At 67.0% G+C, this 16890-nt stretch carries 18 protein-coding genes; 10 read left to right on the top strand and 8 right to left on the bottom strand.

What is annotated here, in order from left to right:
• Positions 1 to 152: 152 nt before the first annotated feature.
• Positions 153 to 962, top strand: a complete 810-nt coding sequence (locus tag ASE22_RS12120) for a ferredoxin--NADP reductase (protein WP_056359474.1) — start codon at positions 153 to 155, stop codon at positions 960 to 962.
• Between the two features lie 330 nt (positions 963 to 1292).
• Here ASE22_RS12120 and ASE22_RS12115 read toward each other — a convergent pair whose 3' ends face one another.
• The 3 genes from ASE22_RS12115 to ASE22_RS26790 form a co-directional block, all read right to left on the bottom strand.
• On the bottom strand, positions 1293 to 3221 hold the full coding sequence (locus ASE22_RS12115; RefSeq protein WP_056359471.1) for a M61 family metallopeptidase: 1929 nt from the start codon (positions 3219 to 3221) through the stop codon (positions 1293 to 1295).
• Positions 3222 to 3296: 75 nt separating this feature from the next.
• Complete coding sequence (locus ASE22_RS12110; protein ID WP_156407246.1) at positions 3297 to 3443, bottom strand: hypothetical protein; 147 nt, start codon at positions 3441 to 3443, stop codon at positions 3297 to 3299.
• Between the two features lie 11 nt (positions 3444 to 3454).
• The gene (locus ASE22_RS26790; protein ID WP_156397299.1) at positions 3455 to 3607 is read right to left on the bottom strand and encodes a hypothetical protein; all 153 of its coding nucleotides are present in this window, start codon (positions 3605 to 3607) and stop codon (positions 3455 to 3457) included.
• Between the two features lie 96 nt (positions 3608 to 3703).
• On the opposite strand from ASE22_RS26790, the gene ASE22_RS12105 reads away from it, so the two are divergent.
• From ASE22_RS12105 to ASE22_RS12095, 3 genes are all read left to right on the top strand, one after another.
• Entirely contained in the window at positions 3704 to 4588 is an 885-nt protein-coding gene (locus ASE22_RS12105) for a LysR substrate-binding domain-containing protein (protein ID WP_056359465.1), read from the top strand.
• A gap of 58 nt (positions 4589 to 4646) precedes the next feature.
• Positions 4647 to 6905, top strand: a complete 2259-nt coding sequence (parC, locus tag ASE22_RS12100; RefSeq protein WP_056359462.1) for a DNA topoisomerase IV subunit A — start codon at positions 4647 to 4649, stop codon at positions 6903 to 6905.
• 90 nt (positions 6906 to 6995) lie between these two features.
• Positions 6996 to 8756: a putative bifunctional diguanylate cyclase/phosphodiesterase gene (locus tag ASE22_RS12095; RefSeq protein ID WP_235538154.1), complete on the top strand. Its 1761-nt coding sequence runs from the start codon at positions 6996 to 6998 to the stop codon at positions 8754 to 8756.
• Here the strand turns inward: ASE22_RS12095 and ASE22_RS12090 are convergent.
• Genes ASE22_RS12090 through ASE22_RS12075 form a run of 4 tightly spaced genes read right to left on the bottom strand, consistent with a single transcriptional unit; the run spans position 8732 to position 11648 of the window.
• A complete protein-coding gene (locus tag ASE22_RS12090) occupies positions 8732 to 9937 on the bottom strand; it encodes a CCA tRNA nucleotidyltransferase (protein ID WP_056359455.1) in 1206 nt (401 codons plus the stop codon). The genes ASE22_RS12095 and ASE22_RS12090 overlap by 25 nt on opposite strands.
• On the bottom strand, positions 9934 to 10542 hold the full coding sequence (locus ASE22_RS12085; RefSeq protein WP_056359451.1) for a CoA pyrophosphatase: 609 nt from the start codon (positions 10540 to 10542) through the stop codon (positions 9934 to 9936). The genes ASE22_RS12090 and ASE22_RS12085 overlap by 4 nt, the downstream gene beginning before the upstream one ends.
• Positions 10539 to 11105 carry a DUF1285 domain-containing protein gene (locus tag ASE22_RS12080; RefSeq protein WP_056359448.1) on the bottom strand — a complete coding sequence of 189 codons (567 nt, stop codon included), beginning with the start codon at positions 11103 to 11105 and terminating at the stop codon, positions 10539 to 10541. The genes ASE22_RS12085 and ASE22_RS12080 overlap by 4 nt, the downstream gene beginning before the upstream one ends.
• 15 nt (positions 11106 to 11120) lie before the next feature.
• Positions 11121 to 11648 carry a GNAT family N-acetyltransferase gene (locus ASE22_RS12075; protein WP_056359445.1) on the bottom strand — a complete coding sequence of 176 codons (528 nt, stop codon included), beginning with the start codon at positions 11646 to 11648 and terminating at the stop codon, positions 11121 to 11123.
• 106 nt (positions 11649 to 11754) lie between these two features.
• Here ASE22_RS12075 and ASE22_RS12070 point away from each other — a divergent pair, with 106 nt between their 5' ends.
• The 3 genes from ASE22_RS12070 (at position 11755) to ASE22_RS12060 (ending at position 13672) form a co-directional block, all read left to right on the top strand.
• Complete coding sequence (locus ASE22_RS12070) at positions 11755 to 12390, top strand: glutathione S-transferase family protein (RefSeq protein ID WP_056359442.1); 636 nt, start codon at positions 11755 to 11757, stop codon at positions 12388 to 12390.
• A 122-nt stretch (positions 12391 to 12512) separates the two neighbouring features.
• A complete protein-coding gene (locus ASE22_RS12065; RefSeq protein ID WP_056359439.1) occupies positions 12513 to 13274 on the top strand; it encodes an SDR family oxidoreductase in 762 nt (253 codons plus the stop codon).
• Positions 13274 to 13672, top strand: coding sequence for a dihydroneopterin aldolase (locus tag ASE22_RS12060; protein WP_056359436.1), 399 nt, complete (start codon positions 13274 to 13276; stop codon positions 13670 to 13672). The genes ASE22_RS12065 and ASE22_RS12060 overlap by 1 nt, the downstream gene beginning before the upstream one ends.
• Before the next feature lie 14 nt (positions 13673 to 13686).
• Here the strand turns inward: ASE22_RS12060 and ASE22_RS12055 are convergent, their stop codons facing one another.
• On the bottom strand, positions 13687 to 14574 hold the full coding sequence (locus tag ASE22_RS12055) for a hypothetical protein (protein WP_082545625.1): 888 nt from the start codon (positions 14572 to 14574) through the stop codon (positions 13687 to 13689).
• 250 nt (positions 14575 to 14824) lie between these two features.
• Here ASE22_RS12055 and ASE22_RS12050 point away from each other — a divergent pair, with 250 nt between their 5' ends.
• From ASE22_RS12050 to ASE22_RS12040, 3 genes are all read left to right on the top strand, one after another.
• Positions 14825 to 15472 carry an energy transducer TonB gene (locus ASE22_RS12050; RefSeq protein WP_056359434.1) on the top strand — a complete coding sequence of 216 codons (648 nt, stop codon included), beginning with the start codon at positions 14825 to 14827 and terminating at the stop codon, positions 15470 to 15472.
• Between the two features lie 83 nt (positions 15473 to 15555).
• On the top strand, positions 15556 to 16281 hold the full coding sequence (locus tag ASE22_RS12045; protein ID WP_056359431.1) for a MotA/TolQ/ExbB proton channel family protein: 726 nt from the start codon (positions 15556 to 15558) through the stop codon (positions 16279 to 16281).
• A 122-nt stretch (positions 16282 to 16403) separates the two neighbouring features.
• Complete coding sequence (locus ASE22_RS12040) at positions 16404 to 16886, top strand: ExbD/TolR family protein (protein ID WP_056359428.1); 483 nt, start codon at positions 16404 to 16406, stop codon at positions 16884 to 16886.
• Positions 16887 to 16890: the final 4 nt, after the last annotated feature.

The following is a 16890-nucleotide window of genomic DNA, read 5'->3' as shown; positions in this document are numbered from 1 at the left end:
CGGGCGGGGTTGCCACGGGCAATAACAATGCGCATCGACCATTGAAGCAAAACTGTCTTGCCGCAAAAATAATCCCATGTGGCGCCGGGGCGGCCTCCGCTCTATGGAGCCCGCACGTGGACCGGTCAGACGGTTTTGAAAGGAAATATTTCATGAGCAGCCGGACGGAAGCGGTGAAGATCGCCCCGAACGACGCCTTCAACATCCAGACGGTGCTCTGGGTGAAGCATTGGAACGAGCATCTGTTCAGCTTCGCGGTCGATCGGCCCGCATCGATGCGTTTCCGCTCGGGCGAGTTCGTGATGATCGGCCTGCCGACCGAGGCGCGCCCGTTGCTGCGCGCCTATTCGATCGCCAGCCCCTCCTATTCCGACGAGATCGAGTTCCTGTCGATCGCGGTGCCCGACGGCCCGCTGACTTCGCGCCTGCGCCACATCATCCCCGGCGACGAGATCTATCTCGCCCGCAAGACCACGGGCACGCTCGTCGCCGACGCGCTGACCCCCGGCAAGCGGCTGTTCCTGCTGTCGACCGGCACCGGCCTTGCGCCCTTCCTGTCGGTGATGCGCGATCCCGACATCTATGAGCGCTACGAGCAGGTGATCATCGTCCACAGCGTCCGCCATCTCAACGACCTCGCCTTCCGCGACGTGCTGGAAAGCAAGCTCGCCGGCGATCCGCTGGTCGAGGAAGAGGCCGCCGCCAAGTTCCGCTACATCCCCATCGTCACCCGCGAACCCTTCCCGCGGCAGCAGCGCATCACGACGCTGATGGAGAATGGCGGCCTGTTCGAGGGCGTCGACGGCGAGCCGAAGCTCGATCCGGCCCATGACCGCGTCATGATGTGCGGCAGCATGGACATGATCCGCGACTGTTCGGCGATTCTCGAGCGACTCGGCTTCGAGGAAGGCTCGAACGCCAAGCCCGCCGATTTCGTGATCGAGAAGGCCTTCGTCGGCTGAACGAAGGGCGCGGCTCCTCTTCCTGTCGCCCCTTCAGGCTGGGCCAGCGAAGGCTGGCGCTTTGCGTAGCTCCTCGTCATTCCGGCGAAAGCCGGAATCTCACTGACTTTGGACATTGGGCGGGCGCATCTCCCGGAAAGGGACGGGAAATTCCTGCTTTCGCCAGGATGACGGTCGGGAAATTCGGACGCGACCGTTTATGCAAGGAACCCGCAGGGGCGGCATCCATGTCTATTTTCTCTCTCGATGCCATCTGGCCGACGAGAGACATGCGCCCCAGCCCGCGACGGGGTGACGCGGGAAGTTTATTCGATCCCTTGGGCGAGCTTCCTACCCCTTCGGCTTGAGCAACTGGTCCAGCCAGGCCGCACCGGTTCCCGTCGGTTCGAGGCGGGGATAGCGGTTGCCGCCATAATAGGGAATCGAAACCGTTCGATACTGGTCGCCGCGCCGGACCAGTAGTTCGATCGGCTTGCGGGACGACACCGCGCCGTCGATGCGCGCCGCCAGCTTTCCGCCGTCGAAACTCTCGCCATCGAGCGCGACGATGCTGTCGCTGTTGGTGAGGCCCGCCGCGAAGGCCGGGCTGTCCCAGATGACCTGCTCGATCTTGCGGTCGCCGCTGTCGATCACGACGCCGAGCGAATAGCTGAGATCGGTCAGTTTGCGCCGACGCTCCTCGATCCGCCAGAAGTTGGTCGGCTTGTTCGAATAGACGAGCCGGTATCCCCCCTTGGCGATCCAGTCGAGCGGGGCATGGGGACGGGCCTGTTCGACCCGGTCGCGCAGATAGGCCGCCCAGTCGTGGGGCGCCACGGCATTCAACGTCGCGACGATATCGTCCAACGTATAGGTCAATGTCCCCCAGTCGCCGTCGCGCATGCCGAAGAAGGCCCGCGCGAAGTCGTCGAGCGAGCGCCGGCCGCCGGTCAGCTCGCGCAATTTCATGTCGACGTCGAGCCAGACGAGCATGCCCTCGTTATAATAATCCTCGGACCGCTGGAGGCTCGTCCAGGGCTGCGGCCGGCGCGCGGCGATGATCGGGTCGTTGGTCGTGTCGATCAGCGGGCGCCACTGGCGGCCGGGACGCGTATCGAGCTGGGCCGCCGCCATGGCGAGGAAGGCGAGCGTGTCCTCCGGAGAAACGAGGCCGGATCGCGCCTGCAGCACATAGCCCCAATATTGGGTCTGCCCTTCATAGACCCACAGCAGCGAGTTGCGCATCGGCACACTGTAGTCGGGCGTGTAGAGATCGGCACCGCGCCGGTACTTGCCGTTCCAGCTATGGACATATTCGTGCGGCAGCAGGTTGTGCCGGGCGGTCTGCTCGTCCCAGCGGGTGAAATAACCGGTCGCGACGCCGTTCTCGCTCGACCGCTGATGTTCGAGGCCGATCCCGCCCAGTCGGTCGCTGATCGACAGGAGGAAGTCGTAATGATCGTAGTGTTCGGCGCCGAACAGCTTGACGGCCTGATCGACCAGCAGGCGATGCGCCCGGATCTGCGGCTCGCTCGCCTGCAATTCTGCCGGATCGTCGCCGGCGATGTTGAGCCTCACCTTGGGGCTGAGCTGGATCTGCCGGAAATGGCGGCCGGCCAGCATCGGGCTGTCGACCAGCGTCTCGAAGCTGACCGGGCGGAAGGCGACCGTCCCGGCCGTCCTGGCACCTGCGGGTTCGAGCGCGGTGCCATAGCCCCAGCCGGCAGGCAGGATCGCGCTGGGAGACACCATGATACGCCGGGTGAAATAGCCGGCCGGATAGAAGGCGGTCAGGTTCCATTGCAGACTCAGCATGTCGCTGGTCATCACCACCCGGCCCTGCGCGCCGCTGGTGGGCGAGACATAGTCGAAGGACAGGTCTATCGACCGCGCGCCCTCGGGCACGTCGACCTGGATCGCGTAGACGTCGACCGGGTCGCGCCGCCAGCGCAGCGGCTGGCCATTGGCGGTGATCGTCAGATCGGCGATGTCGTCGATCGGACCGCGCGGGGCATGGTTGCCCGGTAGCCATTGCGGATAGAGCAGATAGAGCCTGCCCGCGCCCGTGACGGGAAGCCGCTCGCGGACGCGGAAGATGCCGCGCGCCACGTCGGTCGCGTCTACGGCCAGCTCGATCGTGCCGGGATAGGCGATGTCGCGGGCCGCCGGCACCTGTCTTTCGATCGGCAGCGGCTGCGGCAGGCTGGGCTCGATGGCTGCCGCGGGAGCGGCCAGGGCCAGGGCGACGGCGGGAAGCGAAAGCAGGGCAGGGAGACGCATCGGCAGGCGGAGTCCATTCTGATTATGGACCAAGCATGCCGCCTTACCGTGCGTTCGTCACCCCTTCGTCTTTCATCAGAGCATGGCTGGCCTGGAGGCGACCGCAGCGGCCAGGCATGCCGTCCTGGCGTCCGGGTTCAGCGCCGCCGCGAGGCAGGCGGCGCTGAACAGCAGCCCCGCGGCGATCGCGGCCAGCAGGTGGCGCCGGTCGCCCTTGGACATTGCGGCCTCCGTCACGGCCGGCGGCAGGGCCGGTCGCGCCATTCGATGCGGACCTCCTCGGTCGCCGGCCAGGCCTGATGTTCGGCCCACCAGCGGATCGCGCTGCCGATCCGCTCGCGCAGCCGGGGAGCGGCGGGTTCGTTCTTTGTCCTTATCTGAGCCATCACAATGTCCTCCTTCGTGACGACCCTCCAGATATGCCTGTGCCTTGACTGCCGCCAATCGGTTATTCATCCTCCTAGATAAGGAGGCTTTATCATATGGCCCGACAGATCCCACCGCTCAGCGGCGTCCGCGTGTTCGAGGCCGCGGCGCGTCACCTGAACTTCACCCGCGCGGCGGAGGAGCTGGCGATGACCCAGGCTGCGGTCAGCTACCAGATCAGGATGATCGAGGACCGGCTCGGCACGCCGCTGTTCCTGCGGACCGGTCGGCGGGTTTCGCTCAGTCCGGCTGGGCAGAGGCTGGCGCCGCTCGTCACCGCCGCGTTCGACCAGCTCGACCAGGCCTTCGCCAAGGTCCGCTTCGCCGAGAGCGGGGTGCTGACGATCAGTGCGGCCCCCGGCATCGCCGCGAGCTGGCTGGGACCCCGCCTGGCACGCTTCCAGCTCGCCAAGCCCGACATCGCGGTCCGGCTGCTTGCGACCCACGAACTGGTCGACTTCGCCCGTGACGAGGTGGATGTCGGCATCCGTATCGGCCAGGGGCAGTGGCCCGGCCTGCGCGCCATCAGGATGTTTCCCGCCGAGTTCACCCCGATGTGCAGCCCCGCCTATATCGAGCGGAAGGGCCCTTTCGCCGATCCGGCGCAGCTGTTCGGCGCGTTGCGGATGAACTCCGACGACGTCTGGTGGCGGGCCTGGTTCGCGCAGATCGGCGTCCCCGTTCCCGACGATATCGACCGCAATGCGATTCATGTCGATTCGCAGGTGATCGAGGGGATGGCGGCGGTGGCGGGGGAGGGGGTGGCGATGCTCACCCCGCGCTTCTGGCCGTATGAGCTCGAGACCGGTCGTCTCGTCCAGATCTTTCCCCATGTCGGCGACGGCGGCAGCTTCTGGCTCGTCTATCCCGAGCACAAGCACGGCTCGGCCAAGGTCAAGGCGTTCCGCGAATGGCTGATGGCGGAAGTGCGGGCGGGATAGTCCCGACGGTGGCGGCGGGGAACTTGGAAGCGCGGACTTTCCCCGCTAGAGCTTGGTCATGACCGATATCGCCGAGCTGCCCGACGACAGCATCCGCAATACCCCCTTCGATAGCGCGCTGTCCGACCGCTATCTCGTCTACGCCCTGTCGACGATCACCGCGCGCTCGCTGCCCGACGTGCGCGACGGGCTGAAGCCGGTGCACCGCCGCCTGCTCTGGGCGATGCGGCTGCTGCGGCTCGATCCCGCCTCGGGTTACAAGAAATGCGCCCGCGTCGTCGGCGACGTGATCGGCAAGTACCACCCGCATGGCGACCAGTCGGTCTATGACGCGATGGTCCGCCTCGCCCAGACCTTCTCGCTGCGCTACCCGCTGGTCGACGGACAGGGCAATTTCGGCAATGTCGACGGCGATAACGCCGCGGCAATGCGCTATACCGAGGCGCGGCTGACAGCGGCGGCGGGCGATCTGATGGCCGGCCTCGACGAGGGCACGGTCGATTACCGCCCCACCTACAATGGCGAGGAGGAAGAGCCGGAGATCTTCCCGGGCCTGTTCCCCAACCTGCTCGCCAACGGGGCCAGCGGCATTGCCGTCGGCATGGCAACCTCGATCCCGCCGCACAACGTCGCCGAGCTGATCGACGCGTCGGTGCTGCTGATCGACAAGCCCGAGGCCGAGATCTCCGAGCTGCTCCAGTTCGTGCAGGGACCCGATTTCCCGACCGGCGGCATCCTCGTCGACAATCCCGCAGTGATCGCGGAGGCCTATGCCACTGGGCGGGGCGCCTTCCGCGTCCGCGCGCGGATCGCCAAGGTCGAGGAGAAGGGCGGCGGCTGGCACCTCGTGGTCAGCGAAATCCCCTACCAGGTCCAGAAATCCAAGCTGATCGAGCAGATCGCCGAGCTGATCAACGACAAGAAGCTGCCGATCCTCGCCGACGTCCGCGACGAGAGCGACGAGGCGATCCGTATCGTCCTCGAACCGCGCAGCCGCACGGTCGATGCCGACATGCTGATGGACAGCCTGTACCGGCTGACCGACCTCGAGGTCCGCGTGCCGCTCAACATGAATGTGCTCGACGACAGCCGGACTCCGGGGGTGATGAGCCTGAAGGACGTCCTCGCGGCCTGGCTCAAGCATCAGTTCGAGGTTCTGATCCGGCGTTCGCGATACCGGCTGGCCAAGATCGCCGACCGGATCGAGCTGCTCGACGGTTATTTGATCACCTATCTGAACCTCGACCGGGTCATTCAGATCATCCGCGAGGAGGACGAGCCCAAGCCGGTGATGATCGCCGAGTTCGGGCTGACCGACCGCCAGGCCGAGGCGATCCTCAACATGCGGCTGCGGAGCCTGCGCCGGCTCGAGGAATATGAGATCAGGAAGGAGCGCGATGCGCTCGACAGCGAGGGCAAGGGGCTCGAGGCGCTGATCGAGAGCCCGGCGCGCCAGCGTACCCGGATGAAGCGCGACCTGACCGCGCTGCGCGACCGCTACGGTCCCGAGACCGCGCTGGGCGCGCGCCGCACCACGCTGTCCGAAGCCGCGCCGGCGCGCGAGATCCCGCTGGAGGCGATGATCGAGCGCGAGCCCGTCACCGTGATCCTGTCGCAGCGCGGCTGGATCCGCGCGATGAAGGGCCATCTCGACGAGGCCGCGCAGGCTGCGGTCAAGTTCAAGGAGGGCGACGGCCCGGCCTTCGCGATCCGTGGGCAGACCACCGACCGAATCCTGCTGGCGACCGATCAGGGCCGTTTCTACACCTTGCCTGCCGACAAGCTGCCGGGCGGTCGCGGCTTCGGCGAACCGGTGCGCCTGTTCGCCGATATCGACGCCGATGCACGGGTCGCGGCGCTGCTGGTCGCGCGGGCGGGGAGCGAGTTGCTGCTGGCCTCGGGCGACGGCAAGGGCTTCGTCGTCGACATGGGCGACGTCGCGGCCGAGACGCGGAAGGGAAAGCAGGTCGTCAACCTGCGCGAAGGCGGTCGACTGAAGATCATTCACCCGGTGGCGGCGACCGACGATTATGTCGCGGCGATCGGCGACAACCGCAAGATGGTGATCTTCCCCCTCACCGAATTGCCGCGCATGTCACGCGGGCAGGGCGTTACCATACAACGCTACAAGGATGGCGGCCTGTCCGACGCGATCAGCTTCAGGCTCGACGATGGCCTGAGCTGGACGATGGGCGGCGACACCGGACGGACCCGCACCGAGGCCGACCTCACCCCATGGCGCGCGGCACGCGGCGCGGCGGGGCGGATGCCGCCGGTGGGCTTCCCTCGCGACAACCGTTTTCGAGGGCAGAGCTGAGAGTAGCCAAAGGCTTAATGCCGTAGAAACAGAGCATTAACTCTACGCTGCTAATGCCGTTGGACCATGCGGGCGGCGAAAACCCATATTATGTCACTATCCGATCGGCTCGGCAGCGATCCCGCTTTGGCTGTGCACAAGCTGCCCGCCGCTCTGCAGGAGCTGCTCGACACGCCGCGCTCCGCTGCCCAGCAGGAGTTCATAGACACGCTGCCGATCGCGATCGCGCTCATCTGCCTGGTGGACAAGAGGCCCACGATTCTCGCGAGAAACAGCGCTTTTCTCCAGCTCGCCAATCGCCACAGCAGCCGCCGCGAGATCGAGCCCGGCCGTGACCTGTGCGTCGGTATCGGTCTCCCGCTGCTGCCGGAGCTCGAGGATTTCCTGGCCTCGGACGAGAGCGACCGCTCGTTCGACATGCAGGAAGGCGACGGCATCAGCGGCCGTCATTTCGCGGTCCGCCTGTCGCGCCTGTCGGGTGGCGAATCGCCGGTACCGCGCTGCATCCTGTCGCTGATCGACCGGACCCAGCAGGTCGAGGGAGAAAGGTCGCTGCGCACCCAGATGCTGCGCGACAGCCTCACCGGCCTGCCGAACCGCGCCGCCTTCGCCGAGCAGGTCGAGCATGCGATGCTCAACTACGAGGCCGAGGGTCGCCAATTCGCGGTGCTGCTGATCGACCTCACCCGCTTCAGCCGCGTCAACGAAGGCGTCGGCTCGCTGGCCGGGGACGAGCTGATCATCACCGTGGCGCGCCGCCTGATTTCCGCGCTGCGTGCGGGCGACGTGCTGGCCCGTCTGGCCGGCGACGAATTCGCGGTGCTGCTGAGCGTCGCCGACGATCCGTCGGAAGCGATGCGCGCCGCGCGCCGCATGCAGGCCTGTCTCGCCACGCCGATCCGGCTCGGCGACCTCGAGATCAAGATCGACTGTGCGGTCGGCGCCGCGATGATGACGTCGGGCGTCGACGCCGCCGAGGACCTGATTCGCAACGCTCAGTTCGCGATGAAGCGTGCCAAGCAGTCGGGCCATGCCGAGCTGTTCCAGGCCGGCGACAGCGCCACCGCGCGCCAACGCTTCAGCCTCGAGACCGAGCTGCGCCGTGCGATCGAGCGCGACCAGCTTCATCTTGCCTTCCAGCCCCTGATCGAGCTGTCGACCGGCCAGGTCATCGGCTTCGAGGCGCTGGCCCGCTGGGATCATCCCGAAAGAGGCGCGATCTCCCCGGTCGAGTTCATCCCCGTCGCCGAGGAATCGGGGTTGATCGTGCCGCTCGGCCGCTGGGCGCTGCGCGCCGCGACCCGGACACTCGCCGAATGGGATCGCAAGGCGGGCTCGCCGCTCCCCGTCCACATGGCGGTCAACGTCTCGGCGGTCCAGTTCCAGCGCGACGACGTCGTCTCGGCGGTCAACGCCGCGCTGGTCGAAAGCGGCATCGCCGGCAGCCGGCTCAAGATCGAGCTGACCGAAAGCTGCATCATCAGCGATCCGGACGGCATCGCCAAGGTGTTGCGGGACATCCACGATCTCGACGTCACCATCGCGATGGACGATTTCGGCACCGGCTATTCGAGCCTGGCCTATCTCCAGCGCCTGCCGATCAACGTGCTGAAGATCGACCGCAGTTTCATCGCCCCGATGCTCCACGACCGCGATTCGGTCGCGATCGTCCGCGCGATACTCGGCCTGGCGTCGGCGCTGGGCATGCAGGCGACCGCCGAGGGCGTCGAGTCGGAGGCACTGATCGAGACGCTGATCGGTCTCGGCTGCGATGTCGCCCAGGGCTATTATTTCGCCCGGCCGATGCCGTCGGAGGATGCCTTCGCCTATCTGCGGTCGCGAATGGCCTGAGCCATCGCCTCCGCGGCGAGCCGTTCCACGCGCGCATCGCCCGGAAAGCCCTCCGCGATCCAGCGCCGCTCGATCGCCTGGAGAGTCGCCGCCACCGCCGGTCCCGGCCGCAATCCCATCGCGATCAGGTCGCCGCCGCCGATCGGCAGCCGCGGCCTTTCCCAGTCGTGGAGCTGGTCGAGGCCGAGCGTCTCGGCCGGCCGCTCGCCGCGCAGCAGCAGATCGGACGCGACCTCGATGCCGAAGCGATAGGCGAGCGCGCGCGGCGCGTCGTCGACGCCGGACGCGGCCTGTTCGAGCCGTCGTGTCGCCGCCTTGGACAACTTCAGCCGCCTGGCGATAGACGCCGCGGTCGCGCCGTCGGCCGGGAGCAGGGCGCCGAGCCGCCGTAGCGGATCGGGCGCCGCCCCGGCGACGGCTTCGCGCGCGACCAGCCGTTCGAGCCGGGCGACGCCATCGGCGCCGATTTCGGGGAGGATCGGGTGGAAGATGCCGCTGTCGAACATCAGCCGGACGGTGGGCGCCGGATCGGCGCCGCCGAGCAGCTTGAGCAATTCGTCGGCGATGCGTTCGCGCGATAGCGCCATCAGGTCGTTGGCACGGGCGACGCAGGCGTCGATCGCGGCGGGATCCGGCGCACCCTTGCCGAACCGGGCGTGAAAGCGGAACAGGCGCAGGATACGCAGATGATCCTCCGCGATCCGTTGCAGCGGATCGCCGATGAAGCGGACGAGTCCGGCGGCGAGATCGGCCTCGCCGCCGAAATAATCGTACACCGCGCGCGTCGACGGATCGGCCGACAGTGCGTTGATGGTGAAGTCGCGGCGCGCGGCGTCCTCGCGCCATTCGTCGGTGAAGGCCACGACGGCATGGCGGCCGTCGGTCGCGACGTCGCGCCGCAGGGTGGTCACCTCGACGAGCCCGGACGGCAGCACGGCGGTGACGGTGCCATGGGCGATGCCGGTCGGGATCGGCTTGAAGCCGGCCGCGGCGATCCGGCGCATGCTCTCCTCGGGCAGCAGCCGCGTTGCGCAGTCGACGTCCTTGACCGGCAGGTCGAGCAGCGTGTCGCGTACCGCGCCACCGACGAAGCGGACATCGCCCTGGCCGGCTCCCAGCGCGTCGAGCAGCCGGTCGAGCCCGGCCAGATGCTGCCAGGCCGCATCGGGGAGGATCGTCATGCCGCGGTCCCCAGCGCGCCGCGCAGCCTGGGCGCGAGATCGACGATCAGCCCGGCCGTCACGCCCCAGATCCGCTGGTCGGGCCAATCGATCTCGTAGAAGTGCCGCTGGCTGCCTTCGAAGACGAGCGACCGTCGCAGATGATTGGCCTCCGCCAGCAGGACGTCGAGCGGGACCTCGAACAGGGCCGAGACCTCCTCTTCCTGCGGATGGAGCTCGATTCCCTCGGGAATGACGCCGACGACGGGCGTGATCAGATAGCCCGATCGGGTCGCATAGGGGCGGGCGGTCCCGATCACGTCGACCCGTTCGCTGGGCAGGCGGACCTCCTCCCACGCCTCGCGCAACGCGGCGCCGACCGGACCGTCATCGTCGGGATCGAGACGCCCGCCGGGAAAGGCGACCTGTCCGGCATGGGCGCGCAGCGCTTCGTGCCGGATCGTCAGCAGGACGCGGGGACTGGACGCCTCGATGATCGGGACCAGGACCGCGGCGCGGGTGAGCGTCGCGATGTCGCCGACCATCCCGATGTCGTCGATCAGCGGATCGGCATCGCGATCCGCATCGGCGAAGCTCCTTCGCAGCCGTTCGCCAAGCCTGCTCATTCGGCGTCGAGCGCGAAGAAGATTCCCTCGCTCCACAGGCCGGGCGGATCGGCGCCCTCGTCGAGCGCAAGGTTCACCATCTCATAATAGACAGGCCGCGCGATCAGCGCGTCGAGTCCGCCGCGGACGGTGACATAAGGATGGGGTCCGTCGGCACGCTCGACGACCCTCAGCGGGTGGGCGGCGTCCGCGACGACGAGGTCGCCGGTGTTCAGGCGGAAGGCGAGCCGGCGTTCGCGGCCTTCGCCCTCGGCCTTCATCTCGACCGCGACGAAGGGGGCGTCGTCGACCGCGATCGACAGCTTCTCGGCCGGCGTGACCAGGACATAGCCGCCGTCGGGCTCGCGGCGCAGGATCGTCGAGAACAGCCGCACCATCGCCGCGCGGCCGATCGGCGACCCCTCATGGAACCAGGTGCCGTCGCTGGCGATCCGCATGGAGCTGTCGCCGCAATGCGCCGGATGCCACACGTCGACCGGAGGCAGGCAGTTTTCGGCCGCGAATGCGGCGATGTCGTTCAGCGAGAGTCCGGCGAAATCGGGGGGCGGCGTGCTTTCGGGCATGACGGCGATGTGCCGTCAATCGCCGCCGGGGACAAGGGCCGCGATACGCGGGCCCAGCACGCCCTGACGCGGAACGACCTGGCCGGGGCGCAGACGCGCGAGCAGCCGGTCGCGCTCCACCGGGCCGGGGACCGCCCAGCCGCGGGTGTGGCGCGACGAGAAATCGAAGAAGCGCTCATAATAGCTGGCGTCGCCGATCAGCATCATCGGTGCGCTGTCGGCCGCGTCGGCGCGGGCGAGCGCGGCGTCCATCAGCATGCGGCCGATGCCGGCGCGCTGCCGGCCGGGTTCCACCGCCACGGGGCCGACCAGGATCAACGGGGCCGGATCCCCGTCCGTCTCGGTCAGCTGGATCGGCCAGCACTGGATCGATCCGACCAGTTCGCCATTTTCGAGCGCCGCCAGGCTAAGGTCCGGCAATGCGTCCACCCCTTCGCGAAGCCGATAGGCGGTTCGCCCATGCCGGTCGGTGCCGAAGGCGAGATCGAGCAGATGTTCGATGTCCGATGCGGCGACGGCGGCGATGGGGACGAGCGTGATCAATTCTGTATCGGGTCCTGTCCTGCCGGGGCGGGAAGTCCTTGCCGGAATGGAGGGGCGCCTTTAGCGTCTTGAAGATGAATGTGAAGCAAATTCGGATGGCGGTTTGATGAAGCTCTACGACGCCGCCTGGGCGCCCAGCCCCCGGCGGGTCCGCGTCTATCTCGCGGAGAAGGGCATCGAGGTCGAGCGGGCTGTGGTCGACCTCCGCGGCGGCGAGCATCTGTGCACCGATTTCGCCGATATCAACCGGCAGCGGCAATTGCCGGCGCTGTTGCTCGACGACGGCAGCGTGATCGACGATTCGCTGGGAATATGCCGCTATTTCGAAGCCCTGCACCCCGACCCGCCCTTGTTCGGCACAACGCCGAAAGAAATCGGCCTGATCGAGGCTTGGCTCCGGCGGATCGAGCATGACTGTTTCCAGGCGGTGGCGATCTCGCTGCGCAACCGGGCGCCGGCGTTCGTCGATCGCGCGGTCAGCGGCGAATGGCCGGCGATTCCTCAGATACCGGCCCTGGTCGACCGTGGGCACTGCATGTGGAATGCCTTCGCCGATGTGCTCGACAGGCATCTCGACGGTCGCGACCATATGGTCGGGGAGCGGGTCTCCATGGCCGACATAGCGGGCCTCGTCGCGATCGACTTCGGCATCGCCACCCGGCTTCCCGATCCACGCATCGGCCGCGAGTCGCTCGCCCGCTGGCATGCCGGCATCGCGGCGCGTCCTTCCGCCGCGGCCTGAGATTTCCCCAGCCGGTGGGGACTGGCTGTGGATAAGCTGGGGATAATGACGTTGGGGTCCCGTACCGGTCTGGGGATCGCCCGGCTTGCCTCATTTTCGGGCATTGCCTATCGCAGGTGACGATGACACCCGAATTCGTACCCGACAGAACCGCGATCGTCACCGGCGGCGCCAGGCGCATCGGCGCGGAGATCGCGATCGCGCTGGCCGACGACGGCTGGGACGTACTTATCCACTACCGTCAGTCGGAGGAGGAGGCGCGGGCGCTGGCCGCACGGCTGCCGCGGGCGCGCACCGTGCAGGCCGACCTCGCCGAGCCCGATGGCGCGGGCCGGGTGATCGCGGCGCTCGACGGCATGGCGCCGCCTGCGCTGCTGGTGAACAGCGCCTCGTCCTTCGTCTATGATTCGTTCGACGATTTCTCGATCGAGGCTTGGGAGATGCACATGGCCGCGAATGCGCGCGGACCGGCGTTGCTGGCCCGCGCCTTCGCCGCCGCCGTGCCCGCGGGGACGGGGGGGCTGATCGTCAACATGCTGGACGCCAAGCTGTCGCAGCCCAATCCCGACTTCTTCACCTACACCATCTCGAAAATGGCGTTTGCGGGCGTGAACGAGTTGCTCGCCCGCCGCCTCGCCGGAAGCCATATCCGTGTCAACGCGATCGCGCCGTCGGTCACGCTGGTCTCGGGTCCGCAGAGCCGCGAGAATTTCGACAAGGTCCATGGTCTCAATCCGCTCGGGCGCGGCGTCGAGGTTGGCGAGATCGTCGCTGCCTTGCGTTTCCTCGTCGCGGTCCCGACCATCACGGGGCAGACGATCACCCTCGACGGCGGCCAGCGTTTCCTGGGGCTGCCGCGCGACGTCCAGTTCATGGAGCTTTGATGGAATCCGTTCGGCTAGACGGCCTCGTCCCCGCCAATCTCGCTCCGCGCACGCGCAGGATCCTGCTGCGCGACCTTGCGGTGCCGGTGGACATCGGCTTCCACGATTTCGAGGTCGGCAACCCGCAGCGCGTGTCGGTTACGGTCGAGGTGTGGCTGGACGAAGCCAGCTTCGCCGCGGTCGACGAGGTGGCGGCGGCCTGGGACTATGATTTCCTGCGCAGCGAGATCCTCCTTCTGGTGGAGGGGCGCCGCTACAACCTGCAGGAAACCCTGGCGCGCGAAATCTATGCGCTGGTTGCGGCCCGTGCGGGGGTGAAGGGGTTGCGCGTGGCCACGAGCAAGCCCGACGTCTATCCCGACTGTGCCGAGGTCGGCGTCGACCTCAGCTCCTTCTGACGGTCCGCCGACGCTCAGCGTTCGATCGTACGGCCGCAGGGACCGAGCTGCTGGAGCACGTGGCGATAATCGGCGCGCACGGCTTCTGCGTTTCCGGCGGACAGAGCCGCAACGGCCTTTTCGGGCAGGCGTGGCGGCAGGAAGCAGGCGAGTCGGTACCAGAGCAGCGTGCCCTTTGCGGGCGCCCGGGCGCTGTCGTCGACGATCTCGCCGAGGGCGACCGCCCATTGCGGCTGTTCGCCGGGCCGACGGAGAATCGACAGCGATATCGGCCGGTTGTCGGACGTTGTCAGGAAGATCTGGGATTCGCTTTCGCCGGGGATGGCGCCGGGCACATGAAAGGCGTTGCCGATTCCCGTGACGAGGGGTGGGGCGGAAGGCGCCGTCGCCTCGGTGAGAATCGCCCTGAGCGTCGATTCGGTCGTTTGCGTCCAGTCGAGCTGAGAATAAGGTGAAGTGAGGCGGACCTCCTGCGGGCGCCCGGGTACCCGGTTCGCGAGCAGGATGAAGCGCGCTTTCTTAAGCTTTGGCGCCTTGCCCCTCGCGTCGAGCGGAACGTCGGCGATGTAGGAGATTGTTCCGGCCAGTCCGTCGGCACCGCGCAGCAGCATTCCAGTCTGCGCTTCGATGAGAAAACGGGCACGTCCTGCCGCGAGATTGGGCGCCAGCTCGCCCTTCAGTCGCTCCGCCTTGACCACCGTGACCCCCGTGACGACCTGCGCGGTGAGGGTCAGATCGGCGAGATCGGCGTAGGAAAAGCCTTGGATTCCGGGTTGCGACGCCGCGGGCGAGGGGAGGGTCTGAACTACCGCGCCAGGCGCGCCGTCCACGACCGTCAAAAAGATGCAAGCAAGAAATGTGCCGAAATGGAGCATCTGACGGTTTTTGGCCGGTGTGGTCATGGGGGCGATCCTCGTCTGAGCTACTTTGATTGGCTCCTTACCGCCGAACGGATGCCGGTGTCATGCCGGAAAGCCTCCATCAAACTGGCTTTTCGGTTATTGCGTCCATCGAACTGTCGCGATAAGGACACACTTCCGCTAAATATTAGAACATGTCTGGCGGGGTAGGGCCGGGCGCCGATGGCAACAGCCGTGGGTGCATGCCGGACATTTTTGCTGGCTTCTGGATTGGAGGGAGTGTCGTTCCTTAATGGCTTATGGTGATCAAACGCTGAGCACCCGCAAGGTGGTGTCGATTGCGTTGGTGATTGCGCTCCACGCCGTCATCGGTTACGCCTTCGTCACCGGCCTCGCGTACAACGTCGTAAAGAAGGTCGCGCGCGACCTGAAGACGTTCGACGTTGCTGAAGAGGCTCCTCCGCCCCCGGATCAGCCGCCGCCGCCTCCGCCTGAGACGAAGATCGAGCCGCCGCCCGTCGTGGCGCCGCCGCCGATCGTCCAGGTTGCGCCGACGGTGGCTCCTCCGATCGTTTCGGTGCCCGTCGCGCCGCCGGTGGTCATTACGCCCGCCGCGCCGCCCGCGCCCCCGCCGCCCGCGGTTTCGCGTCGTGGCGAGCCGCGCGGTACCCCGGGTGAGTGGGTCACCCCCGAGGATTATCCCTCGGCCGACCTGCGCGCTGAGAACCAGGGTACTACCAGCTTCGAACTGGTCGTCGGTGCCGACGGCAAGGCAAGCGACTGCAGGGTGACGAATTCGAGCGGCTTCCCGTCGCTTGATACCAAGGCCTGCCAGATGCTCATCCGCCGGGCGCGCTTCAAGCCCCAGCTCGATGGCAATGGCCAGCCGATGTCGTTCACCTATCGCAATCGCGTCCGCTGGCAGATCCCGAAGGATTGAGCTTTGGCCGGGTCGGCACCCCTTGCCCGCCCGGCTTTTCGTTGACCGAGAAATAGACAGTTTCAGAGAAGGACAAGAAGTTTATGGCTAGTCCCGCAGCCGCCGGTTCCAACCCTTATGGCCTGATGGCCGCTCTCGAGCAGGGTGGCACGATCGCCTGGACCGTTTTCATCATCCTCGTCGTCATGTCGGCCGCTTCCTGGTACATCATGTTCACCAAGCTGCTCGAGCAGCAGAAGATCCTGAACCAGGGCAAGCGCGCCCGCGCGACCTTCTGGTCGGCTCCGAGCCTGAAGGACGGCCAGGCGAAGCTCGAGAAGAACTCGGCCTATCGCCAGCTCGTCGACGACGGCCTGATCGCCCAGGACCAGCACACCAAGCTGACCGACCCGGTCGACCAGCACGAGTGGCTGACCGGCTCGCTCGCTCGTAGCCAGGCGCTGATCAACTCGAAGCTCGGCAACGGCCTCGCGGTGCTCGCCACCGTCGGTTCGACCTCGCCGTTCATCGGTCTGTTCGGCACCGTCATCGGCATCTACCGCGCGCTCATCAAGATCGGCGCCGCCGGTCAGGCCTCGATCGACGCCGTCGCCGGCCCGGTCGGTGAAGCTCTGATCATGACCGCGCTGGGTCTGGCCGTGGCCGTTCCCGCCGTGCTCGGCTACAACTGGCTGATCCGTCGCAACAAGGTCGTCGCCGAGCAGATCTCGGCCTTCTCGACCGACCTGCACGGCTACATGGTTTCGGCCGGTGCGGTGAAGCCCGCCGTTGCGGTCAAGGCTGCTCCGGCTCCCGCCGTCAAGAAGTAAGCGGCTGACGATATGGGGCGGGCGCCAGCAGCGTCCGCCCCGTTCGTCGGAAACAGGAAAGGCCAGGAACCGGCCCCGCGCCGGGCATCCGTCGAGCCGCCAAGTAGATAGGATTTGTGCCGATGGCCATGAGTGCCGGCCCCGCCGAAGACGACAGCCCGATGTCGGACATCAACACGACGCCGCTCGTGGACGTCATGCTGGTGCTTCTGATCATCTTTCTCATCACCGTTCCGGTCGTGATCCAGACCGTTCCGGTCAAGCTTCCGAACGTGGTGTTCGAACCGACGACGACCAAGCCAGAGAATGTCGCGCTCACCGTGCGCGCTTCGTCGAGTGGCGCTTGCGAAGTCTATTGGGGCCAGACCCCTGTGACGTCGCAGGAACTGATCGACCGTGCCGTGGTCAAGCTGCGCAAGGAAATCGATCGCCAGGGTGGCCCGAATGCCCCCGGCCTCGAGCTTCCCGAGGTGCATATCCGCGGTGACGTGAACACCCCGTATCGTTGCATCGGTGGTGCGGTCTACACCATGCAGCGCGCAGGCTTCACCCGCGTCGGCTTCATTTCCGAGCCGCCCGCTGGTTACGCCAGCGCGCGTCTCTGATCTC

The organism is Sphingomonas sp. Root720 (assembly GCF_001428605.1).
Taxonomy (GTDB): Bacteria; Pseudomonadota; Alphaproteobacteria; order Sphingomonadales; family Sphingomonadaceae; genus Rhizorhabdus.
Note: the sequence above shows the minus strand (reverse complement) of the source record. Positions and strands in the feature narration are given on the sequence as shown.